15 protein-coding genes are annotated in these 22,495 nt (G+C 43.9%); 14 read left to right on the top strand and 1 reads right to left on the bottom strand.

Going from position 1 to position 22,495, the window contains the following annotated elements; all coding sequences use genetic code 11:
• Positions 1-96: 96 nt before the first annotated feature.
• The 13 genes from K1Y79_RS09990 to K1Y79_RS09930 all read left to right on the top strand — a co-directional run bounded on the left by K1Y79_RS09990 (position 97) and on the right by K1Y79_RS09930 (position 21,135).
• Complete coding sequence (locus tag K1Y79_RS09990; RefSeq protein ID WP_220249877.1) at positions 97-1,125, top strand: sensor histidine kinase; 1,029 nt, start codon at positions 97-99, stop codon at positions 1,123-1,125.
• Complete coding sequence (locus K1Y79_RS09985) at positions 1,106-1,864, top strand: LytR/AlgR family response regulator transcription factor (protein WP_220249876.1); 759 nt, start codon at positions 1,106-1,108, stop codon at positions 1,862-1,864. The genes K1Y79_RS09990 and K1Y79_RS09985 overlap by 20 nt, the downstream gene beginning before the upstream one ends.
• A gap of 171 nt (positions 1,865-2,035) precedes the next feature.
• Entirely contained in the window at positions 2,036-3,373 is a 1,338-nt protein-coding gene (locus K1Y79_RS09980) for a TolC family protein (protein WP_220249875.1), read from the top strand.
• 8 nt (positions 3,374-3,381) lie between these two features.
• Positions 3,382-4,440, top strand: a complete 1,059-nt coding sequence (locus K1Y79_RS09975; protein ID WP_220249874.1) for an efflux RND transporter periplasmic adaptor subunit — start codon at positions 3,382-3,384, stop codon at positions 4,438-4,440.
• Between the two features lie 15 nt (positions 4,441-4,455).
• Entirely contained in the window at positions 4,456-7,581 is a 3,126-nt protein-coding gene (locus tag K1Y79_RS09970; protein WP_220249873.1) for an efflux RND transporter permease subunit, read from the top strand.
• Between the two features lie 329 nt (positions 7,582-7,910).
• Positions 7,911-8,240: a hypothetical protein gene (locus K1Y79_RS09965; protein WP_220249872.1), complete on the top strand. Its 330-nt coding sequence runs from the start codon at positions 7,911-7,913 to the stop codon at positions 8,238-8,240.
• 148 nt (positions 8,241-8,388) lie between these two features.
• Entirely contained in the window at positions 8,389-9,093 is a 705-nt protein-coding gene (locus K1Y79_RS09960) for an ABC transporter ATP-binding protein (RefSeq protein ID WP_220249871.1), read from the top strand.
• 55 nt (positions 9,094-9,148) lie between these two features.
• Complete coding sequence (locus K1Y79_RS09955) at positions 9,149-11,641, top strand: TonB-dependent siderophore receptor (protein WP_220249870.1); 2,493 nt, start codon at positions 9,149-9,151, stop codon at positions 11,639-11,641.
• A 38-nt stretch (positions 11,642-11,679) separates the two neighbouring features.
• Positions 11,680-13,116, top strand: a complete 1,437-nt coding sequence (locus K1Y79_RS09950; protein ID WP_220249869.1) for an ABC transporter permease — start codon at positions 11,680-11,682, stop codon at positions 13,114-13,116.
• A 3-nt stretch (positions 13,117-13,119) separates the two neighbouring features.
• Positions 13,120-14,469, top strand: coding sequence for a DUF3526 domain-containing protein (locus K1Y79_RS09945; RefSeq protein ID WP_220249868.1), 1,350 nt, complete (start codon positions 13,120-13,122; stop codon positions 14,467-14,469).
• 10 nt (positions 14,470-14,479) lie between these two features.
• Positions 14,480-16,873: a TonB-dependent receptor gene (locus tag K1Y79_RS09940; RefSeq protein ID WP_220249867.1), complete on the top strand. Its 2,394-nt coding sequence runs from the start codon at positions 14,480-14,482 to the stop codon at positions 16,871-16,873.
• A 147-nt stretch (positions 16,874-17,020) separates the two neighbouring features.
• Positions 17,021-19,324 (top strand): S9 family peptidase, encoded by a 2,304-nt coding sequence (locus tag K1Y79_RS09935; RefSeq protein WP_220249866.1) that lies wholly within the window; start codon positions 17,021-17,023, stop codon positions 19,322-19,324.
• Positions 19,325-19,572: 248 nt separating this feature from the next.
• Entirely contained in the window at positions 19,573-21,135 is a 1,563-nt protein-coding gene (locus K1Y79_RS09930) for a PKD domain-containing protein (RefSeq protein WP_220249865.1), read from the top strand.
• An 84-nt stretch (positions 21,136-21,219) separates the two neighbouring features.
• Here the strand turns inward: K1Y79_RS09930 and K1Y79_RS09925 are convergent, their stop codons facing one another.
• Positions 21,220-21,456: a hypothetical protein gene (locus K1Y79_RS09925; RefSeq protein WP_220249864.1), complete on the bottom strand. Its 237-nt coding sequence runs from the start codon at positions 21,454-21,456 to the stop codon at positions 21,220-21,222.
• Positions 21,457-21,617: 161 nt separating this feature from the next.
• Here K1Y79_RS09925 and K1Y79_RS09920 point away from each other — a divergent pair, with 161 nt between their 5' ends.
• Positions 21,618-22,475, top strand: coding sequence for an alpha/beta fold hydrolase (locus K1Y79_RS09920; RefSeq protein WP_220249863.1), 858 nt, complete (start codon positions 21,618-21,620; stop codon positions 22,473-22,475).
• Positions 22,476-22,495 lie beyond the last annotated feature (20 nt).

Raw genomic sequence — 22,495 nt, 5'->3', positions numbered from 1 at the left:
GGATAATTTCAGCCTTTTCCGTCATTTCAGCCCTGAAATTGTCCATTTCGCCTGTTTTTTCGATGTCTTGCGGTTGCCTAATCGTTACATTTGCGCATGTTCAGATCATACCATTTAAAATGGTGTTTTATTCTCATCAGCATACTTGCAGGTGGCACATTGGTAATGAGGCTGGGGGAGGTGCGGGTATGGAGTGTAGGACAGGTATTGGGGCACATAATAACCATTACCATATTAATTCTCTGTTGCTGGTTTACGCATGGTTTTTTCCGTAACTATCAACTACCTGTTGATAATAGAGTGAGAACCATTACAAGTATTGTTGCCGGAACGCTGGCAGCACTTGTTATTACATACTGTTATGATCTTTATTTTCCGAAGGAATTGATGCCTCCGCGCGATATACCTGAGTATGGGACACTGCCGGATTTTCTGAGGCGGCTTGTTGCCGGTTTCTTTCTCAGTATGATCTGTTATATCGTCTTCAATATCATTTTCACTAATAATGTATTGCAGAAGACCAGGTTAGAGAATGAACACCTTAAACAGGCGCATTTGCGTGCCCAGCTGATCTCGCTACAGCAACAGATTAGTCCTCATTTCCTTTTTAATTCGCTAAGCACATTAAAAAATATTGCAACAGACGCTGACACCAAGAAATTTGTTGTGCAGCTGGCGCATGTTTACCGCTATCTGCTTAATTATAATGAGCATCATGTAACGTCGCTTTCCGAGGAGTTATCTTTTACGCATTCTTATATTTACATTCTGCACCAACGATTTGAAACGGCGTTAAATGTGACAATTGATGTGCCTGAAGATTATCTGGATTGCCGGATACCTCCGCTATCCATCCAATTGCTGTTAGAGAATGCTATCAAACACAATGCTTTATCGCCTGAAAAGCCTTTGAACATCTGTATTTCGGTAAATACAAATGAGGAACTTGATGTAGTTAATAATTGTCGTCCTAAAAAGGTCGCCGCAGAGAGTACAGGATTGGGATTGCAGAATATCAGAGACCGATTCCTGTTATTATTTAACAGAGATATCAGGATCAATAGTACACAGGAGACATTCACCGTCAGCTTACCACTCATTACCAATGAACGTAATCATAATTGAAGATGAACGCAGAACGGCCAGCGAATTAAAGTCTATGCTGGAGAATCTGGATCAGGAGATCCGGGTGATAAGCATATTACCCTCAGTCGCGTCTGCTGTAACCTGGTTTCGAGAGAACAAGCATCCGGACCTTATTTTTTCTGATATACAGTTAGGGGATGGGCTTAGTTTTGACGTTTTCAAGGAAATACAGATTACTGCGCCTGTGATTTTTTGTACTGCATTTGATCAGTACGCCGTTCATGCATTTGAATCCAACAGTATTGACTACCTGTTGAAGCCGATTGAAGAAGGTATGCTGGAACGCAGTATCCAGAAGTATCACCGTATACGTGAGCATTTTTCAGCAGTTACGTATGCTACAGGTTTAAGTAGGGCGCTCAACCAGCTGGACGCGTCGTATAAGCAATCCATTCTGGTGTATTACCGTGAGAAGATTGTCCCGGTCAGAGTGGATAGTATTGCATTCGTGTATACATCCAATGGTATTGTCAGGCTACATACGATTGATCATCAGGACTATACCGTTCAGTACACAATAGAACAGCTTGAGGAAATGTTAAATCCACGATTTTTCTTTAAGGCTAATCGTCAGTTTATTATTAACCGGAACATAGTAAAGGACATAGAACACTACTTTAACCGCCGGCTTGTAGTGAAAACTAGCTGCGATACGCCCGAAAAGGTGGTGATTTCACGGCTGAAAGCGCAGGACTTCCTTCGCTGGGTGGAACAGTGATCACCTGTTGGCATTTCGTTTGTGAAATTGATCATTTCATCACCCCATATGTCTCTCTCATAGGAATATTAGTAATGAGACCATGGGGATCATCTAGTTTTACTGTCAGATACTGACCGACGCCTGCCGAAATAGCGTCGGACCGGACTTTATGGATCTCTTAGATTATATATGAATAAAACACTCTTACTTGCAACATTTGCGTTACTACCTTTGGGCCTCTTTGGGCAAACCGTCTGGACACTACGTAGTTGTATAGAGTACGGTATGAAAAATAACCGTAACAGCGTCATCTATGATAACGAAAAGAAAGCTGCGGATGCACAGGCCAGGGAAGCGCTTGCTGCATATCTGCCTTCCGTCAGTTTGAATGGCGCACTTGACGATAACCTGAAGGTACAGGAAACGGTAATCCCTGCCGGAATATTTGGTCCTGAGGATCTACGTGTCGCTTTTACCAAGAAATTTAACACTAACGGATCTGCCCAGCTGGACCAGACCATTTTTGATCAATCACTCATCATCGGACTTAAGGCCAACAAGTACAATGTACAACAGGCGACGCTTAATAAGAAGAAGAGTGAAGAGACTATTATTTATAATATTACTACCGCGTATTATCAGATATTCATTTACAGGGAACAACTGGGCATGCTAAAAACCAACCTTGAAAAGTATCGTCAGCAGATAGATATTACTTCCCAACGGGTAACAAAGGGGGTGTTGCTACAGAAAGAGTTGGATAAGGTTACCGTTGACTATAATAATGCCATGTCCCAAATTGTCGTTTCAGAGAGTAACCTTACGCTCTCTGAAAATCAACTGAAATATGAAATGGGATATCCAATTAATGATCCTATAGTTGTGGACAGCGCTAATGCACAGGGGAGTATTCGCATTGTTGCACCAGTAATGGCAGAAAACAATGTTTTCTCGGCATATAACCGTACAGATTATCAGCTTTCCCAGGTAAACGCAGCCTTGCTTGATATTGACCAGCGACGTATCAGGGCAGGCATCTTCCCCAGACTAACTGCGTATGCAAGATACGGAGCAATTGGTTTTGGTGATCACCTGGGAGAATCGTTCTCCACTATGAGCACTTACTCTGCCATCGGTTTGAAGCTTAGCTTTCCATTACTCGATTTCTTTAAAAGAAACGCACAATATAACCAAGCCAGATACAAACATTTGAATGCAATGGAACAGCTGAAACTCGATGAAGGAAAGTATCAGCTGGAGTACGAAAACGCCAGGACTAAAATGAAGAAGGAACAGAGTAATGTTGAAAATAACAGGCGTAACATCGAGCTTGCCCAGTCTGTTTTTGATGTGACCAATCTCCAATATGAGAAGGGGACTACAGATATGACTGATTGGATCAATGCCCAGAACTCGGTAAAGGAAGCGCAGAATAATTACCTTAACTCCCTTTACAATCTGATTTTGGCCAGGCTGGAACTGGAGAAAACGGCAGGCTCTCTAAAAACTTTTTATACGGCTTTATAACTCAGCACATGAAGACCAGATATATTACCATCACTGTTGTAATTGCGATCGTTGCTCTGATCGCTTTTAAACTTGCCGCTAACAAGCGCAAATTGAATGAGAAGAATAAACCGGCACCGGTTACAGTAGTTCGTATTCCTGTGAAGGTCGCTACGGTGGAAGAAAAGCTACTTGAAATAAATATACTTAAGACAGGTAATCTAGCGCCTTTTAAGGAAGCAAAAGCACTCGCAATGACTGGCGGTACGCTCCTGCAGGTAAAGTTTGAGCTAGGGGATAAGGTGAAGCAGGGGCAAGTCCTTGCGGTAACAGATACCCGCCTAGGACAGCTGGAGCTGCAAAAGGCAGAAACCAATGCAGCTAAGTTACGTAGCGACTTGCAGGTATACACTGAGTTACTGGCAGGAAAGGCGGCTACCCAGGAAAAGGTAAATGAGATCAGACAGAATTACGAGAATGCAGTAAATCAGGTACAGCAGGCAAGAAAGAATATATCAGATGCTGCTATTCTTGCTCCCACGGGGGGGATCATTGCCGCGAAAAAGGTAGAACAGGGAATGTTTGTCAATGCTGGGACTGAGATTGCATCAATTGTTAATCTGTCGCGTGCTAAAGTGCAGGTCAATCTTACAGAAGCGGAAGTATATAAGGTGAAAGAAGGGCAACAGGTGAAAATTACAACTGACGTATATCCTGGTAAAACCTTCACAGGTTCAATCAGCTTTATTAGTCCGCAGGCAGATGAAACCCATAACTACATGGTAGAGATTTTAATTGGCAATGAAGAGCAGACCCTGCTCCGATCCGGCACTTTTGTATATGTTGATTTTACAAGAAAAACTGAACAGCAAGTGCTCGTTATTCCAAGAGAAGCCTTGACAGAAAGTGTAAAGGACGCTTCTGTGTATATTTTGCAGGATAGTATTGTACGCCAGCGTAATATTAAAACAGGAGCAGATATGAATGGTATGGTTCAGGTACTCGACGGTCTTAAAGCGGGTGAAAGGGTGGTGACTTCTGGTCAGATTAATTTAAAGGATAGCAGCGCTGTCAGCGTGTCCAAATAAAAAATATTATCGCTCATGTCAATAGCAGAAATAGCCGTAAAGCGGCCTTTACTGATCATTGTGATATTTACGGTGCTTATTCTCTTTGGGATGATAAGCTACAAGAAGTTGAATTATAACCTGCTTCCAAAAATTGAGGTGCCGACTGTAACAGTCAGTACTGTGTATCCCGGTGCTTCTGCCGCAGAAGTTGAGTCCTCAGTGACAAAAAAGCTGGAAGATATATTCGCATCAGTAGAGGGATTGGATAAAATCAATTCCACTTCTCAGGAGGGAGTGTCACAGATCATTATACAATTTAAAAGCGGTACCAACATCGACGAAGCAGAGGCTAACGTACAGCGTAAGGCTGATCAGGCTCTAAATGATCTTCCAGATGATGCCGACCGTCCGCTGGTTAATAAAGTCAATCTGGAAGAAGTGCCTGTGATTCGTGCCGGTGTTACATCCAACTTGGCACCCGCAGCATTATATGAGTTTGTAGATAAGCAACTGCGGCCTATACTGCAAAATGTGGAGGGTGTAGGACAGGTTAATATCATCGGCGGTGATGAAAGGCAGATCCAGATCAATGTAGATCAGAGCAAACTATGGGCTTACGGGCTCAGTATATCTGATGTGACAAATGCGGTGAATAATGCGAATCAGTCATTTCCGGCAGGTAGTATTGAAACAAGAGACCAGCAGTTCACTATACAGTACGATGCCAATGTGGCTTCCGTTGATCAGCTACGGGAACTAATTGTAAGGCAGCAGCCTGGTAAGGGCAGTATTTATCTGAAAGATGTTGCAGAAGTGGTAGACGCAACTGCCAAGGCTACCGCTATTAACCATATCAACGGCTTACCTTCAATCGGTATCCAGATTATTAAACAATCGGATGCCAATGCGGTGAATGTTAGCCGGCAGGTAAAAGCTGCCTTTGAGCGTATAGAAACACAGTATAAAAATAATGCACTCCAATTCACCATTTCTACCGACCAATCTACTTACACATTGCGTTCTGCAGATGCGGTAATGGAAGACCTGATATTGGCAGTTATTATAGTAGGTGTAGTGATGCTGGCTTTTCTGCACAGCTTCAGGAGTTCTATGTTTGTAATGGTGGCATTACCATGTTCTATTATACCGACATTCATTGCAATGTACCTGTTAGGATTCTCCCTGAACCTGATGACACTGATGGCATTGTCTCTGGTAGTGGGCATTCTGGTAGACGACTCGATTGTGGTATTAGAGAATATCTACAGGCATCTTGAAATGGGATCTGATAAAAGGACTGCTGCACTGGAGGGGCGAAATGAAATTGGATTTACGGCAATGGCTATTACACTGGTGGACGTCGTAGTATTCCTCCCGCTTGCAATGTCTGGCGGCATTATTGGAGCCATCCTCCGCGAGTTTTCGCTGGTAGTGGTTGTCTCTACATTAATGAGTCTCTTTGTATCATTTACGGTGACGCCAATGCTTGCCAGCCGTTTTGGCCGATTGGAACATCTGAATCCGAAAAGTCTCTGGGGTAAAGCTAACCTGGGCTTTGAGCGTTTGATTGATAATACGAAAGATAGTTATGGCAATATGCTAGTGGTCATGCTGCGTAAGAAACGATGGTTGCTCTCCGGCGTAATTGTACTAATTATCGGCTCAATTATGCTGATCGCTAAAGGTTTTATTGGAGCAGCATTCATTCCTTCAGGAGATCAGGGCGAATTGATGATCAACCTGGAGCTGAATCCTTCCGCTAACATTTACCAGACGAATATACTTACACAGGATGTAGAGAAGATAATTATGAAAAGACCCGAAGTGGATAAGGTTTTTTCAAGCATTGGATTCCTAAGTGGTGGTGTAGCTGGTACGGGGAATAATGCAAACCGTGCCGAAATTACTGTGACGTTGAAAGATGCCAAGGAACGCGACATGACAGCTGAACAATTCGGGATCATGATGCAAAAGGAACTAAGTGCTGCTGTTCCTGGGGCCAAGATTACAGCTTCCCCAACTTCTATCACGGGTAATGCTAATCAGGCTCCTATTCAGATTGCTATAAAAGGAGTTGATCTGAAGTCTGTGCGTTCTGTTGCCGAACAATATCTTAAACAAGTAACGACAGTACCAGGTACGCAATTCGTACAATTATCTGTTAAAGATCCTAAGCAACAGGTTGAAGTGAAGTTGGACAGAGAGAAGATGACTTTGCTGGGTCTGAATGCGAGCCAGGTCGGTGGAGCTTTACAAAACGCTTTTAGTGGTAATGACAACAGTAAATTCAAGCAAGGTGGCAATGAGTACGACATTCTGGTAAGTCTTGACCGGTATGACCGCTCTAATATTAATGACGTACGGAACCTTACATTCTCTAACAATAACGGGCAGCGCTTTGTGTTGAGCCAGTTCGCTGATGTAAAAGAAACGATGGGGGAAAGTGTATTGGAAAGGAGTGATCGGTTAAATTCTATTACTGTAAATGCGAACGTTGCCGGTCGGCCGACGGGAACTGTTGCAGAGGATATTAAGAAGAAAGTAGCTGGGATAAAATTACCACAGGGGGTTACCATAGAATATCTTGGTGATGTTAAGAATCAGGGTGATGCATTCGAGAGCCTTGGTTTAGCTTTAATTGTAGCAATTCTGCTGGTGTATCTTATTATGGTTGCTCTCTATGAGAGTATAATTTATCCATTTGTAGTATTGTTCTCAATTCCTGTTGCGCTGATCGGGGCATTGCTGGCCCTTGCGTTAACAATGGAAACACTCAATATCTTCTCAATTATTGGCGTAATCATGTTGCTCGGTCTCGTATCGAAAAACGCGATCCTGATAGTCGATTTTACCAATCAGTTGAAAGAGGAAGGCAAACCCGTTCATGAGGCATTGGTTGAAGCAGGCAAGGAGCGTCTCAGACCTATTCTGATGACTACTCTGGCAATGATATTGGGTATGCTGCCAATAGCGTTGGCTTCAGGCGCAGGTTCCGAAGTGAAAAACGGGATGGCCTGGGTAATTATTGGTGGTTTGACCAGTTCGATGATTCTTACGCTGTTTGTTGTTCCTGCAATGTATCTGATTATTGAAAGACTCAAAAACCGTTTTCAGAAGAAGTCTTTACCAGATACTGAAACCCGATTAAGTACTACTTGATTATACTGACCAATCCAATCATACAGCTGTGATAAATATGATATTAGATCAACTGTGTGATTGGATTGGTCCTTAAATATTACAATGACATCCTGGTAAAGCCCAAGGTAAGAAGGTGTCTTTTACCTGATTGATAAGATATCTGCCAGACGGCAAATTTTTATTAAGAATGCGCAGGAATGTGTAAAAGTTGTAGGTTTTAGGACATACCGGCTTATTCGTGAGCCGGTGACTGATCTAACATATTCTGTGTTATTCTTCCCATTCCATGACTAATACTGTATAATCTCAAATAAACTCCTATATTTGCAACTTCGTTACATTTAGGTATGGGAGTAAATCGCCGTCATAAACGAGTACTGGCAATATTTATGGTATTGCTCTACGGGTTCATTCTGTTTCCCGTGGCACTCTGGCATTCCCATGCACACCAGGCAAATCATGCTTACTTTAAAGCACCAGGCTCTGATAAAAAGCATGTCAGCGTATCTCATTCCTGCATCATTTGTGAGCATGCATATGCTCCGTACATTGCCCAGGACGATAACTGGAATAGTTTCATTCCAGTACAATACCAGCGGTATAGACAGCCCTGCCTGACAGTGTGCTATCCTCCCTCATTGCGTTACTATAATACCCGCGGATCTCCGACTGCGTAAGTCCAAAAGCTCAACCATTTAAGGCCAGGCTGTCATTATGATTGCTATCATAGTAACCATAATGTCAAGCACCTATATCTGCTGTGTGAACCGGGATGCATTCCGGCGACTCAGTCATGTCCATTCTGTAAATAAAAAATTGAATTATATGTCAGTCGTATTAGAAGCTGTTAATCTGACCAAGGACTATCAGCAATACACAGCGCTCAGACAATTATCCCTGTCTATCCATACCGGTGAAATATTCTGTTTGTTGGGTCAGAACGGGGCGGGTAAAACGACCACTATCAATCTCTTTCTGGGATTTCTGGAGCCGACCGCGGGAAAGGCGCTAATTAAAGGAGTAGAAGTTAACGGGAATGATACCAGCACTAAGAATATGGTCGCTTACATTCCGGAAGTGGTACAACTTTATGGCAATCTTAGCGGTGTGGAGAACCTGGATTTTTTCAGTCGTCTCGCAGGATTCTCATATTCCCGTGAAGAATTAACGGCTTTTCTTAGAAAAGCAGGGTTACAAACCGAAGCCCATTTAAAGCGCTTGGGCACTTATAGCAAAGGAATGCGTCAGAAAGTTGGTATTGCTATCGCGCTATCCAAAAATGCGGACGTTATTTTTATGGATGAGCCTACCAGTGGGCTTGATCCTAAAGCTACGGCTGAATTTACTGCTATCTGTAAGGAATTGGCAGGAGATGGTAAGACGATATTCATGGCAACCCATGATATATTCAACGCTGTGAATGTAGGCTCCCGCATTGGGATTATGAAGCAGGGTAGTCTTGTACATTCAGTAAGTACCGATGGTATCTCTGCAAATGAATTACAGCAGTTGTATCTCGAAACTATATAACCTTTTATTGCCAACTTCCATATTTCATCACTGCGGTATACCCGTCAGATCTGCCATGAAACATATAATACTCCTGATCTCTATAATCATTGCTTCTTTATCGGCCTATAGCCAGTATAAGCTCAAGGGACAAGTCAAAAATGAATTTAATCAGCCTGTTGCCGGTGCGTCTGTCTCAATCAGGCAGAAGAATAACCAACAAGCTGCCGTCTCTGACACTTCCGGCAATTATGCTGCCGCTGGTTTACATAGCGGCGCTACAGAGATCTTTATTTCTGCTGTGGGATATAAATCTGCGCACGAATGGATCACTGTTTCAGGAAATAGTGAATATAATCTGATATTACTGTCCGAGCCTGGTAAACTACAGGCTGTAGAAGTGATGGGGCGTTCATCTAAAAAATATAACAGCGATTATAGTTTTAGTGCAACGCGTACGGCAATCCTCAATAAAGAGTTGCCACAGTCAATAGGTACAGTTACCAAGGAATTGATCAAAGACAGACAAGCTTTTCAACTAGCTGATGCAGTGAAAGTGATTCCAGGGGTTATTCAGTCGAGCTACTATAATCAATACGCGATACGTGGAATCAGTCAGAATGAGGAAGGACAGATTATTAATGGGATGCGAACGCGCCAGTACTATTTCCTGCAACCCCTAACTGCTAACATAGAAAGGGTAGAGGTACTTAAAGGACCAGCCAGCGCGACGTTTGCAAGTGTAGATCCAGGTGGAAGTATCAATCTGGTAACGAAAAAGCCGCTGGCATTTAATCGTAGGGAAGTTAGTCTCAGTGCCGGTTCTTTTGGTACCATCCGCGGTACAATGGACTTCACAGGGCCGCTGGACAAGGAAAAAAAGTTATTGTATCGCATCAATGGTGCATATCAGCAGGCGCAAAGTTATCGGGATCTGGTACAGAATAATGCATTACTGATCTCTCCGTCTTTTTCCTTTATCCCTAATGAAAAAACCGCCATTAATGTGGAGGTAATATATAGCGATATGGAAGGCAATCTTGACAGGGGGCAGCCCATCTTTGGCGCGGTAGCCGGGAAGACAGACCTGCGTAGTACTCCGATATCTTTGAATCTAGGCTCCGGAAGTGATTTTTTCAGGTCGAAGGATTTCACACTTACCACTAGTCTGACGCACAAATTTAATGATGTAATCAGCTTTAATGCTGCTTATATGAAACAAACCTGGCGTGAAGATTTACAAGAGCATAGAACGACCAATGCATATGCAGTAAATATAAACAATGAACCTGTTACTTCTCTTGTTGGCATGCAGTTCGTGCAGCGTCAACAGCATTGGTCCACGGACAATGTAAATGCGTATTTCAATTTCCGATTTGCAACAGGGAAGGTAAAGCATGAATTGCTGGCAGGTTATGATTTGAGTAACTGGCGGAAGATGAAGGGGGGAGGTCAAAATTCCGCCCGCGGTTTCCTGCTACAGGACGGATCAGTAGCAAATTCATTTGTTCCTGCTAATGCAGCAAACTACCAGACGATCACTTATAATGGGCAAACATTACCGAGGCCCAATGTGAATTATTTTGATCTGAGTAATCCGTCTTATGTCATTCGTAATATCAGCGATTATAGTCTGAATGCGCGTACTGCTATACCATCAGCGCTGACTACTACCAGCGGTTTGTATGTGCAGGAGCAGCTACGATGGAATAAACTGATAGTTTTACTGGGATTACGCCAGGAATGGTTTGAAGATGTTACCAATTATAAATCGACGAGAGAGCTGTCATTTACCAATAAGAAACTCCTTCCACGAATTGGCGTTACATATAGTGTTACTGACCAGATCAATGTATATGGAACCTATTTGCAAGGATATCAGCCACAGAGCAATACAGTTACTCTATTGCCTTCTACTGGTAATTATTTCTGGACAGACCAGTCAGCAGCCCGGTTTAAACCGCTAATCAGCGATCTGAAGGAAGCCGGCGCTAAAGGAGAGTTTTTCAATGGTAAATTGAACGTTAACCTGGCGCTGTATGAGATCAATCAGAAGAATCTGTTAATGAATGCCAACCTGCCGGATTATCCTGATTCGATGGTTACCAGAGGTGCTGAACGTAGCCGGGGATTTGAAGTAGATATTACAGGTTATCTGTTGTCAAACTGGCAGATCTTTGCTTCGTATAGTTATATCGATGCCAGGATTATAGAAGATAACAATCCTGCCCTGAAAGGTGCCCGAAAACAGAATACTCCCTTGAATAGTGCCAGTCTGTGGACCCGATACAACTTTACAGATGTTCCATTACTGAAAGATCTGGGTCTTGGCCTGGGCGTTCAGCATAGTGGCGACCGCCTGCCATGGTTTGACAGATCATTCAAAACGCCTGCTTATACATTGCTGGATATAGCAGCATACTATACCCCGGGTAAAAGCAATATGCAGATAGCAATAAATGTGAATAATGTGCTCAATAGCACCTGGTGGATAGGCGCGCAAAACTACCAACGACTATTCCCGGGTGCGCCGCGTAATGCAACGCTAACAGCTACTTATACTTTTTGATCAGAGCTGTATTGCTAAATAATTTAAAATGACAGATAATGAATCAGATAAATACTATTGCCGGTCACTTTCTGAAGATTACGCTACGGAGCAGAGCACTGGTAGCTATCTATATTATCTGGCTACTGCTGGTCGTATTTTCCGCAGTTACCGGATACAAAACTTATAAAGACCGAAACGCACTACTGACAAATTTCCAGCAGCAGGCCAGGCAAAGCTGGGAGGCCAATCCAGATAAGCATCCGCACCGTATGGCCCATTTTGGCTCCTTTGCCTTCCGACTTAAACATCCGTTGAGTATGTTTGATTACGGTATGGAAAGTTACACAGGTAATGCTGTATTTCTGGAAGCACACAAACAAAATACGGTGAATTTCAGTGAAGCAAGCTTTAGTACGGGTCTATTAAGATTCGGGGAAATCAGTTTATCTATATTGATACAAATAGTTCTGCCGCTAATACTCTTTTTCCTAGGATTTAATGCCATCTCTCAGCAAAGAGAAAACGGTACGCTTAAAGTACTCCTCAGTCAAGGACCAGGGTTCAGAGCATTGATTGTAGGTAACAGCCTTGGATTGTTTCTACTGTCCTTGATGTTTCTGGTTCCAGTCTTAGTAGCAACAGCTATGCAACTGAGTTTTACGAAGCTACCGGCTGATAGTTTCATCAGCCTGCGTAGTATTTATTTGCTGCTTGCATTCCTGGCTTATCTATGGTTGATCTGCACTGTTGCGATCTGCGTTTCTGCGAATAGTGCCAACAGCAGAGCTGCCTTGCTGAAACTGTTGGGCATCTGGTTACTGATGGCTGTAGTGTTACCTAAAACGCTGCAGGCTGTTGGTAGCACCATGCATCCCGCACCTGGCAAGATTGAATTTGAAACTGCTGTTGAGAAAGATATTCTGCTGATAGGCGATAGCCACAATGCAGACGACCCACATTTCAAGCATCTTAAAGACTCTGTGTTAAAAGCTCATCATGTAGATAGTGTACATAAGTTGCCATTTAATTATGGTGGTTTTCAGATGCGTGAAGGGGAACGGCTGAGTGCAGAAGTATATGGAGATCATCTGGAGCAGTTGTACAATATCTATGAAAGGCAAAACAACATCAGTACTTACGCGGTATTTATCAATCCATTGATTGGTATAAAGAACTTAAGCATGGCCCTGAGCGGAACAGATTTTAAAGCATACAGGCATTTTCAGAACGAAGCGGAAACATACCGTTATGGATTGGCCCAGACTATGAACGAACTGCAGATGAAGTATATCGGGAATGTGAAGACGGATCATGATAAGCCACAGATCATTGATAAAGATCATTGGACGACCTTCCCTGATTTTAAGAATACGTATCAGTCTGTATCATCGGTCGCCAGTCAGCAGCTGCTAGCTTTCATCGCTATGCTTTTATGGTTCATCTGCTCGTTTGCTCTTATTTATTTCACCGCTCGCAGCGCTAAAGCAATTTAAGTTATGTATCGTTTAGCATTTAAGAATTTTATCCGCAGCAGGTCGGTCATTATCGTATTGATCCTTTTCCTGATAGTCGGTATTATCAGTATAGTTATAGGAAAGCGTTTTCTTGATAAACAGCAGACTGCTATTGAGGCAGTTACCGCTTTACAGCAGGAGCAGATTGCCCGGAATGTACATAATGTGCGTGATCAGTTTGGACTGTTGATGTATTATCTCCGCTTTGCCTATATTAATAAGCCGGATGCTGCCGCTTCGTTAGCGATTGGTCAGCAGGATGTAAACTCCTCTATTCAATATCTTACCGTTCGCGGCCTAGAGGCACAGCGTTATGATACAGATCTGGTAAACCCATACAATCAGTTGACAGGTAACCTTGATCTAAGTTTTGTCATACTGTTTCTCTTTCCATTATTGATTATTGCATTTAATTTCAATGTGTTGTCTCAGGAAATGGAGAACGGTACCTGGTCTTTGATCAGGGTGCAGATTAAAAAACCTTTACGTTTTATTATCAGCAAGCTAAGTATACGGTTGGTAGTGGTACTGGCACTATTGTTTTTACTACTTACTTTGGCCGTGGTTATTATCGGTTTGCCATTGTCCGTGCAATTATTTGCCTATGCTATCACGGCTGTTCTTTATATACTCTGCTGGTTTGCTATCAGCTTTCTGATTATTGTGCTTCGTATGAACAGCAGTATAAGTGCTTTGCTACTCCTTAGTACCTGGGTGCTTTTATGTCTGTTAACCCCTGCTGCCATCAATAATTATCTGACAGCAAAATACCCGGTTAATGAAGCTTATGAAACTTTTCTGAAGCAACGCGACGGATATCATACAAAGTGGGATAAGGATCATGACAGCACTGTGCAGGCATTTTTCAAGCATTATCCACAGTTTAGTCATTATGAATGGAGGTCCCCAGGTTTTGATTATATCTGGTTCTATGCAATGCAGCAGGCCGGTGATGATGAAGCTGCTGGCAACACCAAAGCTATGCAACAGAAGTTACACCAACGTCAGCAAGCCGCTGATTTAGCAGCCTCGTTTTTCCCGCCGATGCATGCGCAATTGCAGTTTACAGATATAGTCGGTACCGGATTGAAAAGACAATTACAGTATCTGGATAGTACCGCCGCTTTTCATGAAAGTACTAAGCTACATTTCTATCCGAAGATCTTCAATAATAGTCCCGTGGATGGAGAAAATTGGTCTCAGCATAAACCTAAGTATTTTCAGGCAACGAATACAGTAAACTGGATGACGTTAATTATGCCATTCCTTCTATTTATCCTGGCTCCCAGCTGGCTGGCGACCTATATCTTTAACAGGAATGGCAAATTATAGGGACTGAGACATGAAATATAGTTATCTGATGGTATTGATGCTGGTGCTGGCAATACCGCCCGGCTCCTTTGCGCAACGCTGCTTATTGGCAGGCGACGTAAAAGATGTTGAGGGAAATACACTGCCCTTTGCATCTGTAATTGCCCGTTTCGCAGACAATTACAATAAGGTTGTCAATGCCCAGGCCGACAGTGCAGGTAACTATCGGCTCCGTTTGTCGCCAGGACGTTATATATTGTCTGCCAGCTTTCTTAACGCCAACCAGCCTTTTGGAGATACGCTTGTACTTACCGGTGACAGCATCTGGCATACGCTTACCTTACACACCACCGCTACCCGATTATCCGGCGTAACTGTTACAGCTTTAAGCCCTCCGGTAACTGCAGAAAAAGGCAAGATCGTTTTCAATGTGCAAAACGCCGCGAATGAACCTGGGCAGACGGCGCTTGACCTATTATCGAAGATTCCTGGTATAACAGTAGATGGCGAGGGTAATATTACATATGCGGGGAGCAATGGTGTGAATATTATGGTCAATGGTCGTATGACCTATCTATCAGGTCCGCAGCTCGCTAATTATTTGAAGGGATTGAATACAGCAGATCTCGCTAAAATAGAGCTGATTACCTCACCAGATGCCTCATTTGATGCGGCAGGGAATGCAGGTATTATTAATATCGTGTCCAGGAAGAAGTTTGCCGGCGGATTAGCGATAGATTTGCGTTCTGCTGTCAGCGCTGGAAGATACCTGATGACCAATCAACATGCCGACCTGACATATGCAGCTCAGAAAATTAGTCTTTACGGAAGTTTTGACTTCAATACACCGCATAAGTATTTAGACAGGAAGGGTGGAAATGTACTACCCAAAACAGATAACCAATTGTACTTGGAGCGAAATACGGGTTCCGCATACAAAATCCGATATTACACATGGAGAACCGGAGCAGTCTATAGATTGCATCCACGCCATACAATTGGTGTGCATTATCACGGTTATCTGGATGACTTTACCTGTGTGCATAGTACTACATTACAGACGCTATCCCCATCGGGCAGGGTTCAGACAATCAGTAATTCCAGGAATAATATCATTGAGCCTTATCATTACGATGCGGTTAATCTCACCTATCAATATGATCTTGATAGCCTGGGTAAAAAGCTTACACTGGATGCAGATTATACCAGCTACCGTAATTACTCAGATGCGGCGATGCATGTTCGTGATTATCTCCCAGATGGTACACTCACCGCAGAAAATACTTTGTCTTCCTACCAGCCGGGTTTTGTCAAGATAAGGTCAGTGAAAGCGGATGCGGAGTTACCTTTTAATAGTCTGTTGGTTAAAGCAGGTTTGAAGTACGCTGCAGTTACTAATGACAATAATTTCCGGTTTGATTCTCTGCAGCATGGCGTGGTGACAGAAGTGGATAACATCAGTAATCATTTCAGATATAATGAGCGGATTGCTGCTGCATATGTTTTCGGTACAATGCGTCTAAAGAAAACGAGTTTTAATGCTGGTCTTCGTCTTGAGCATACAGATGCAAGTGCAGATCTTTTAAAGCAGGGAAGTCGTAATAAGTGGAACTTTCTGCAACTGTTTCCGTCATTTTCCATTGAGCATACTTTGAATGATTATCACAATCTCAGTGTACAGCTAAGCCGCCGTATCAACCGCCCCGGGTATACAGCGCTCAACCCTGTAAGGTGGTATCGTGATCCATACTTTTATTACTCCGGTAATCCCGGATTAATACCTGATCTTGCCTGGAATGTGTCCGCCACATACAGTCTCCATAAGAAATACATCTTTAATATTGGTTATAGGCATAGCAACCGTTATTTGTCTGAACAGCTGGCCTTCGATGAATATTCCCGTGCAATAAGAAGTCAGACGGCCAATCTTGGTGCCATGCAGCGGGGTGACCTCCGTATTGCGATACCTCTTTCTATACTACCAGTCTGGCAGGTGCAGGGAAATGCCAACATCAGCTACACAACGTATCCTATTAGTATGATCAGTGGCAGCCGTCAGTTTTCCCAGTGGGCCGCCTCTTTGACGTTGCAACAGGACTTTACCCTGCCAGCAGGTATCAAGGCGACCGTTAGCAGTTACCTAACCACCGCAGAGCTTCATGGTATCTATCGCACCCGCCCTATATATTATCATGACGCAGGCGTTAAGAAGTCAGTGTGGCAGAACAAGTGTACGATACAGGTATCAGTGAGCGATATTTTTAATACCAGCAGGCTGCAAGGTGTAGCGTTAACAGACTATACGGATTTTCACTATAATGACAAGCCAGATACACGCAGGGTTGGTGTTGCCGTAACTTACCACTTCGGCGGTAGATCAGTAAAACAAGCTGAACGCAAAACGGAGGAGCAGGAACGGTTATAACTATATAGTTAGGGCATACCAGCAGGCCCCTAGTCAGCTGCTTGAGGCCTGGAGACTGCGCTTATATTCGTAGTAACTACTATGAATATAGCGTGTACAATCTTATCTTTAAGCCCAAATCATTATGCTCCGGCATCTGAAAAGACTATGAATAAATTACTTTTTACTGCATCCTGTATGCTGGCTTTCTGTAGTGTGAGCGCCCAACAGACTGTTCCGGTTACAGATTACCGCTTGGCTGAAAGCAGGCTTATTTATAATACCGCCCCGCTGGTAGATAATAATGTTATCTCACCTGAATGGCTGGAAGATGGCCGCTTCTGGTACCGCATACTGACTAACCGCGGTAGTGAATTTATCCTGGTTAATCCGGCAAAAGGTACACGCGTCGCGGCCTTCGATCAGGAGAAGTTGGCCATATCTCTTTCTAAATCTACTGGTAACAACTATCAGCCTTACGCTTTGCCGTTTCGCCAGTTCCGTTTCATAAACGGCAACAAAGGGATTGCATTTGATGTAGATGGGTATAAATGGACCTGCAATTTGCAGTCCTACAAATGTGAGAAGAATGGCGAATTGCCTTTGAATGTAGCAGATAGTCGGGCAGCTAATGAAGTAGTTTCTCCTGACGGACGGCTGGCTGCATTTATTAAAGACTATAACTTATGGGTACGTGACCTTGCCAGCAATCAATCACGTGCGCTGACCACAGACGGTGTTAAAGACTTCGGTTATGCAACAGACAATGCTGGCTGGCATAGTAGTGATAAGCCGGTTTTACGTTGGTCGCATGACTCACGCAAAATTGCCACCTTCAAGCAGGATCAGCGCGAAGTAAGCGATATGTACCTGGTTACTACCAACATTGGCAGACCAGTATTGAAATCCTGGAAATATCCGCTGGCGGGTGATCCTGTTATAGCTATGATCCACAGGGTTATCATTGACGTTAACCAGGCGAAGGTGATTCCTATACAGGTACCTGCTGATCCACACCGTGGTACGTTGAGTGATGATATCTCTTCCAGTGGTACTTTTGACGATGTAGACTGGAGCAATGATAATACAGAACTTGCATTTGTATCTACCTCCCGCAACCATAAACAGGAAAAGGTACGTATTGCCAATGCGGCTACTGGTGCTGTAAGGGAGGTCTTTGAAGAAAATGTAGCCACACAGTATGAGTCCGGACAGGATGCTATCAACTGGCGCTATTTTAAAAAGTCTAATGAGTTTATCTGGTATAGTGAACGGGACGACTGGGGGCATTTGTACCTTTATGATGCCGCTACAGGACGCGTAAAGAATCAGATTACTAAAGGGCAGTGGCTGGTTACCAATGTTGAGCGCTTTGATGAGCAACGCAGGGAGATCTATTTCCACGCATGTGGTCTGGACGCCAGTAACCCGTATTTCAGCCATTTCTGCAAGATTAACTTTGACGGCAGCGGATTTACCATCCTTACGCCTGAGCCGGGTAACCACAAGCTGACATTTACGCCTGATGGCCAATACTTCATTGACAGCTACTCACAACCAGATGTTCCGGCAACTGCTGTTTTACGCAATATGCAGGGGAAGGTGCTGGTAAACCTGGAAAAGACTGATGTGGCCCGTCTGAAGGCAACTGGCTGGAAAGCTCCGCAACCCTTTACGGTGAAAGCACACGATGGCAAAACTGATATCTACGGATTAATGTTTACGCCCACCCATCTTGATAACCAGAAGAAGTACCCAATAATCGACTATATCTATCCTGGTCCGCAGGGTGGGGGAATACGCGACTGGTCTTTCCTGTCTGCCCGTAACGACCATCAGGCGCTTGCCGAACTAGGCTTTGTTGTGATGGTGCTGGAAGGTACCAGTAATCCGCTGCGCAGCAAAAGCTATCATGATATGAACTACGGTAACATGGCAGAGAATACCTTACCTGACCAGATCACCGGTATCCGACAACTAGCTGCCCGCTACTCATACATAGATACTACCCGTGTAGGCATATGGGGACATTCAGGAGGTGGTTTTGCAACTGCAGCCGCCCTGTTCCGCTACCCCGATTTCTTTAAAGTTGGGATTTCAGAAGCAGGTAACCACGAAAACCGTAGCTATGAGGATGACTGGGGGGAGCGTTATAATGGCCTTACTACAGAAGCAGACTATGCAAAGCAGGCAAATGCGCTATATGCGGGGAATCTTAAAGGTAAGCTTCTGCTGGCGCACGGTATGATGGATGATAATGTACCACCGTACAATACAATGCTGGTAATCGACGCGCTGACGAAGGCCAATAAAGACTATGACCTGATCATTTTCCCACATGCCCGGCACAGTTTCGCAGCAGATGCACCGTATATGATGCGTCGCCGTTGGGACTACTTTATCCGCCACCTGCAGCAGAAAGAGCCTCCGAAAGAGTATAAGCTGACAGCTAAGCCTGATCCCAGATATTAATATAATGTTTTAACCAGGGGTTCATCCTACGATAAATACTCGATTTGATCGTACAATTATCGTAAGATGAGCCCTTTCAGTTTATGCTATCAAAATAATTTCTATCTTCGGGTAGATGCTGTGCTATGAATGTTTTTGTGAAAACTGTTGACTCCCAAATGTCGCCTATATACTTTCTTTTCTACTATTAACCGGCATACCGCTTATTGTAACCCTTAATCGTTTATTACCAAACCCCTTATCACGTCATGATGAAAACTTTACTGTTTCTTACACTATTCTTAGGTCTTGTATTTGGCACCGAAGCAAATAGCCGCCCGCCGGCCCGCTGGTCAGTAAAAGCTTATGCCCTGTTAGTCAATTGTGGCAATAGCGCCCTATTAGGAGCAAAGGTCAGCTCTCCTGAGCGTAAGTACACCGTTCACTGGAGCACCGGTCAGCGATCGCCGGTAATTAAGGTTGCCAGATCCGGAAGGTACATTGTTACTGTAAAGGATGTTAAGGGCATTATCCGGGGCAGAGATACTATACAGCTTGTACTGAAGCGACCTTTTGAGAGTAAGATCTCCGTACGTAGGTCTGCTACTGCAGATTCGCTGGTCGCATTCCCGCAAAATACCCGCCTGACCAGGTATACCTACCGCTGGTACCGTAACGATAGTCTGATCAGAAAAGGTAACTCTCCTTACCTGGTAAAACCAGCCGATGGCATTTATAAGGTGGAAGTTATTAGTATTACCGGATGCCGGGATTTCTCTGATACTGTAAACTACCGGAAGATACTTGCACCGCTAACTATTGACTTTAGTTACAATGTGGTGGATTGCAGCGAACAAACAATTTCCTTCTCGGCTCAGGTAGATTCAGCAGAAACCGTAGCTAGTTACGCCTGGGACTTTGGTGATCAGAATAGTGCTGATATTCCTAATCCGGTACATGGATATGCAGCAGGCACTTATACCGTTACCTTAACAGTTACGACTGTTTCTGGCAGGATAGGGGTAGTAAGTAAACAGTTATTGATTCCGCCTGTTACCCAGTGGGAGGTTAGCATTATACAAAGGCCGAATGCCTGTGGCGATGGGGTGCAGTTAACAGCGGTAGCACCACCGGAGGCTCGTTACTTTGAATGGAATGGCTTACCCGACCTGCGCACTATTACTGTAAGAACGTCGGGAAGGTATCTGCTTCATGTATATGACAGCTGTACCAATCTACGTGGAACTGCGTATACGGATGTTGTTGTAACGGAGGCTTATCAGGCTGAAGTCAGACTGATACCCGGTGGTGACGGCCCAGATACACTTGTTGCTGCTTTCCAGGGTGGAGCTGCATTCCCTGCTCATGGTATTCCAACGACTGATTATATCTTTACCTGGTATCGGAATGGTGTAGCGGGAGGAGTAGGAGAACCATGGATTACTGATCCGGAGACCGGGGCCTATCAGGTTATGATCGAGACAAGAAGCGGATGTGCTTCTCTTGCCTATCCTTATTATTATGAAAGGCCAGCCCGCTTACAGCCAGCGAAGGTAGCTGAAAGGCATAGCCGGGATACTATTGCAGGAGGTAAAGTAGCAATAAAGGTATTCCCGAATCCTACAGCCGGGCAGCTATACCTGCAATTTGATAAACCGCTTTCAAGGTCAGTGAATATCCAGGTATTTGATATGCAAGGGAACGTTCACTACACCCGCACCACTGTGCAGCAGCTGCAATTGCTTGATTTGTCTTTCCTGCCTAAAGGCCAATATATGGTAAGTGTAACCGGAATCGGAGAGAAAATGGTACAGACTGTAATCATTCAATAGCATACTATTATATACACAAAATGAGACATCCTGCAGGTCATGCCTGCAGGATGTCTCATTTTGTATTGTTATATACCCGATTTGCTAAAGAGCCAATGAGCCACTTAATGTCTTTACCTCTTTAGAAAGTACGCTGTCATAGTCCCTGTCTCTGGCTGCTTCATCCTCATATGACCAAATCTCAAAATGTTCTCTGCTAAAGTAAAAACGTATCTGATGATCTCCGCTTTCACCTGTTCCTGCATTGATATGAGTTACCAGGTCAAGATTAACAATTCGTCCGGATGTCTGCTCGGTTGATGATTTAATGAAAGTTGCCATTATTGATAAATTTTGATTTACAGTTTAATCATGCAACAGTTCGCTGTAATAGGCGTTCCGTCATTTAGTGTGTACTGGTCAAAGATGATACCAGACCGGATAATGGTGATTCGGTGAAGTTGGAAGTCTTTTTGCGAGGATAACTTCAACAAATAATAATCATGGAAGAGCGGTTTGATCTGGTCAATGGAATAAAAATCCACAGTTTGCAACTGGGAGCGCCCGATGCAGAGATCGTTATCTTTCTGCATGGATTTCCGGAGTACAGCGGTGCATGGCAAGAGCAGATGGTATATCTCGCGGCCCAGGGGTACTATGTGATTGCGCCTGACCAGCGTGGCTACAACCTCAGCGATAAGCCGGATGACGTCCATTCTTATATGATGGATCATCTGGTGACTGATATAGCGGCCCTAATCGGTATCCTGACAACTGGTAAAGTTATACTGGTCGGGCATGACTGGGGTGGAGCCGTAGCATGGGAGGTAGCACTTCGCCATCCACATTTACTAAGGCAGCTTATTATACTTAATATGCCCCATCCCATTGTAATGATTGAGACGTTAAAAACCAGTCTGTCGCAGCAATTGAAAAGCTGGTATCAGGCAATGTTTCAATTACCATGGTTCCCGGAGCTACTGTTGAAATCTTTCAATTGTAAGGTGCTAAGCAGCATGTTAATATCCACCGCGCGGAAGCATACATTCAGTGAAGATCAGCTGAAGCAATACAGGGTAGCATGGCAACAGCCCGGCGCTTTGACGGCGATGCTTAACTGGTACAGGGCGTCCCGGTATTACAGACCTGGCAAAGGGATGATTACCATGCCAACGCTGGTGATATGGGGTAAACAGGATGCCTTTCTCAACGCTGGTATGGCCCGCAGGAGTGTACGCAGATGTGCCAAAGGTAAACTGGTGATGATTGATGATGCAACTCATTGGTTGCACCATGAGCAATCAACAAAGATCTCTCAGCTGATACTTAATTTTATCAAGACCCGGGAGGTGCAATCCTAATTCTAAAAAAATGCAGGCTG

Origin of the sequence: Chitinophaga rhizophila, from assembly GCF_019492185.1 — a bacterium.
Lineage (GTDB): Bacteria > Bacteroidota > Bacteroidia > Chitinophagales > Chitinophagaceae > Chitinophaga > Chitinophaga rhizophila.
The sequence above is the reverse complement of the archived record's forward strand: the minus strand, read 5'-3'. Positions and strand labels throughout refer to the sequence as shown.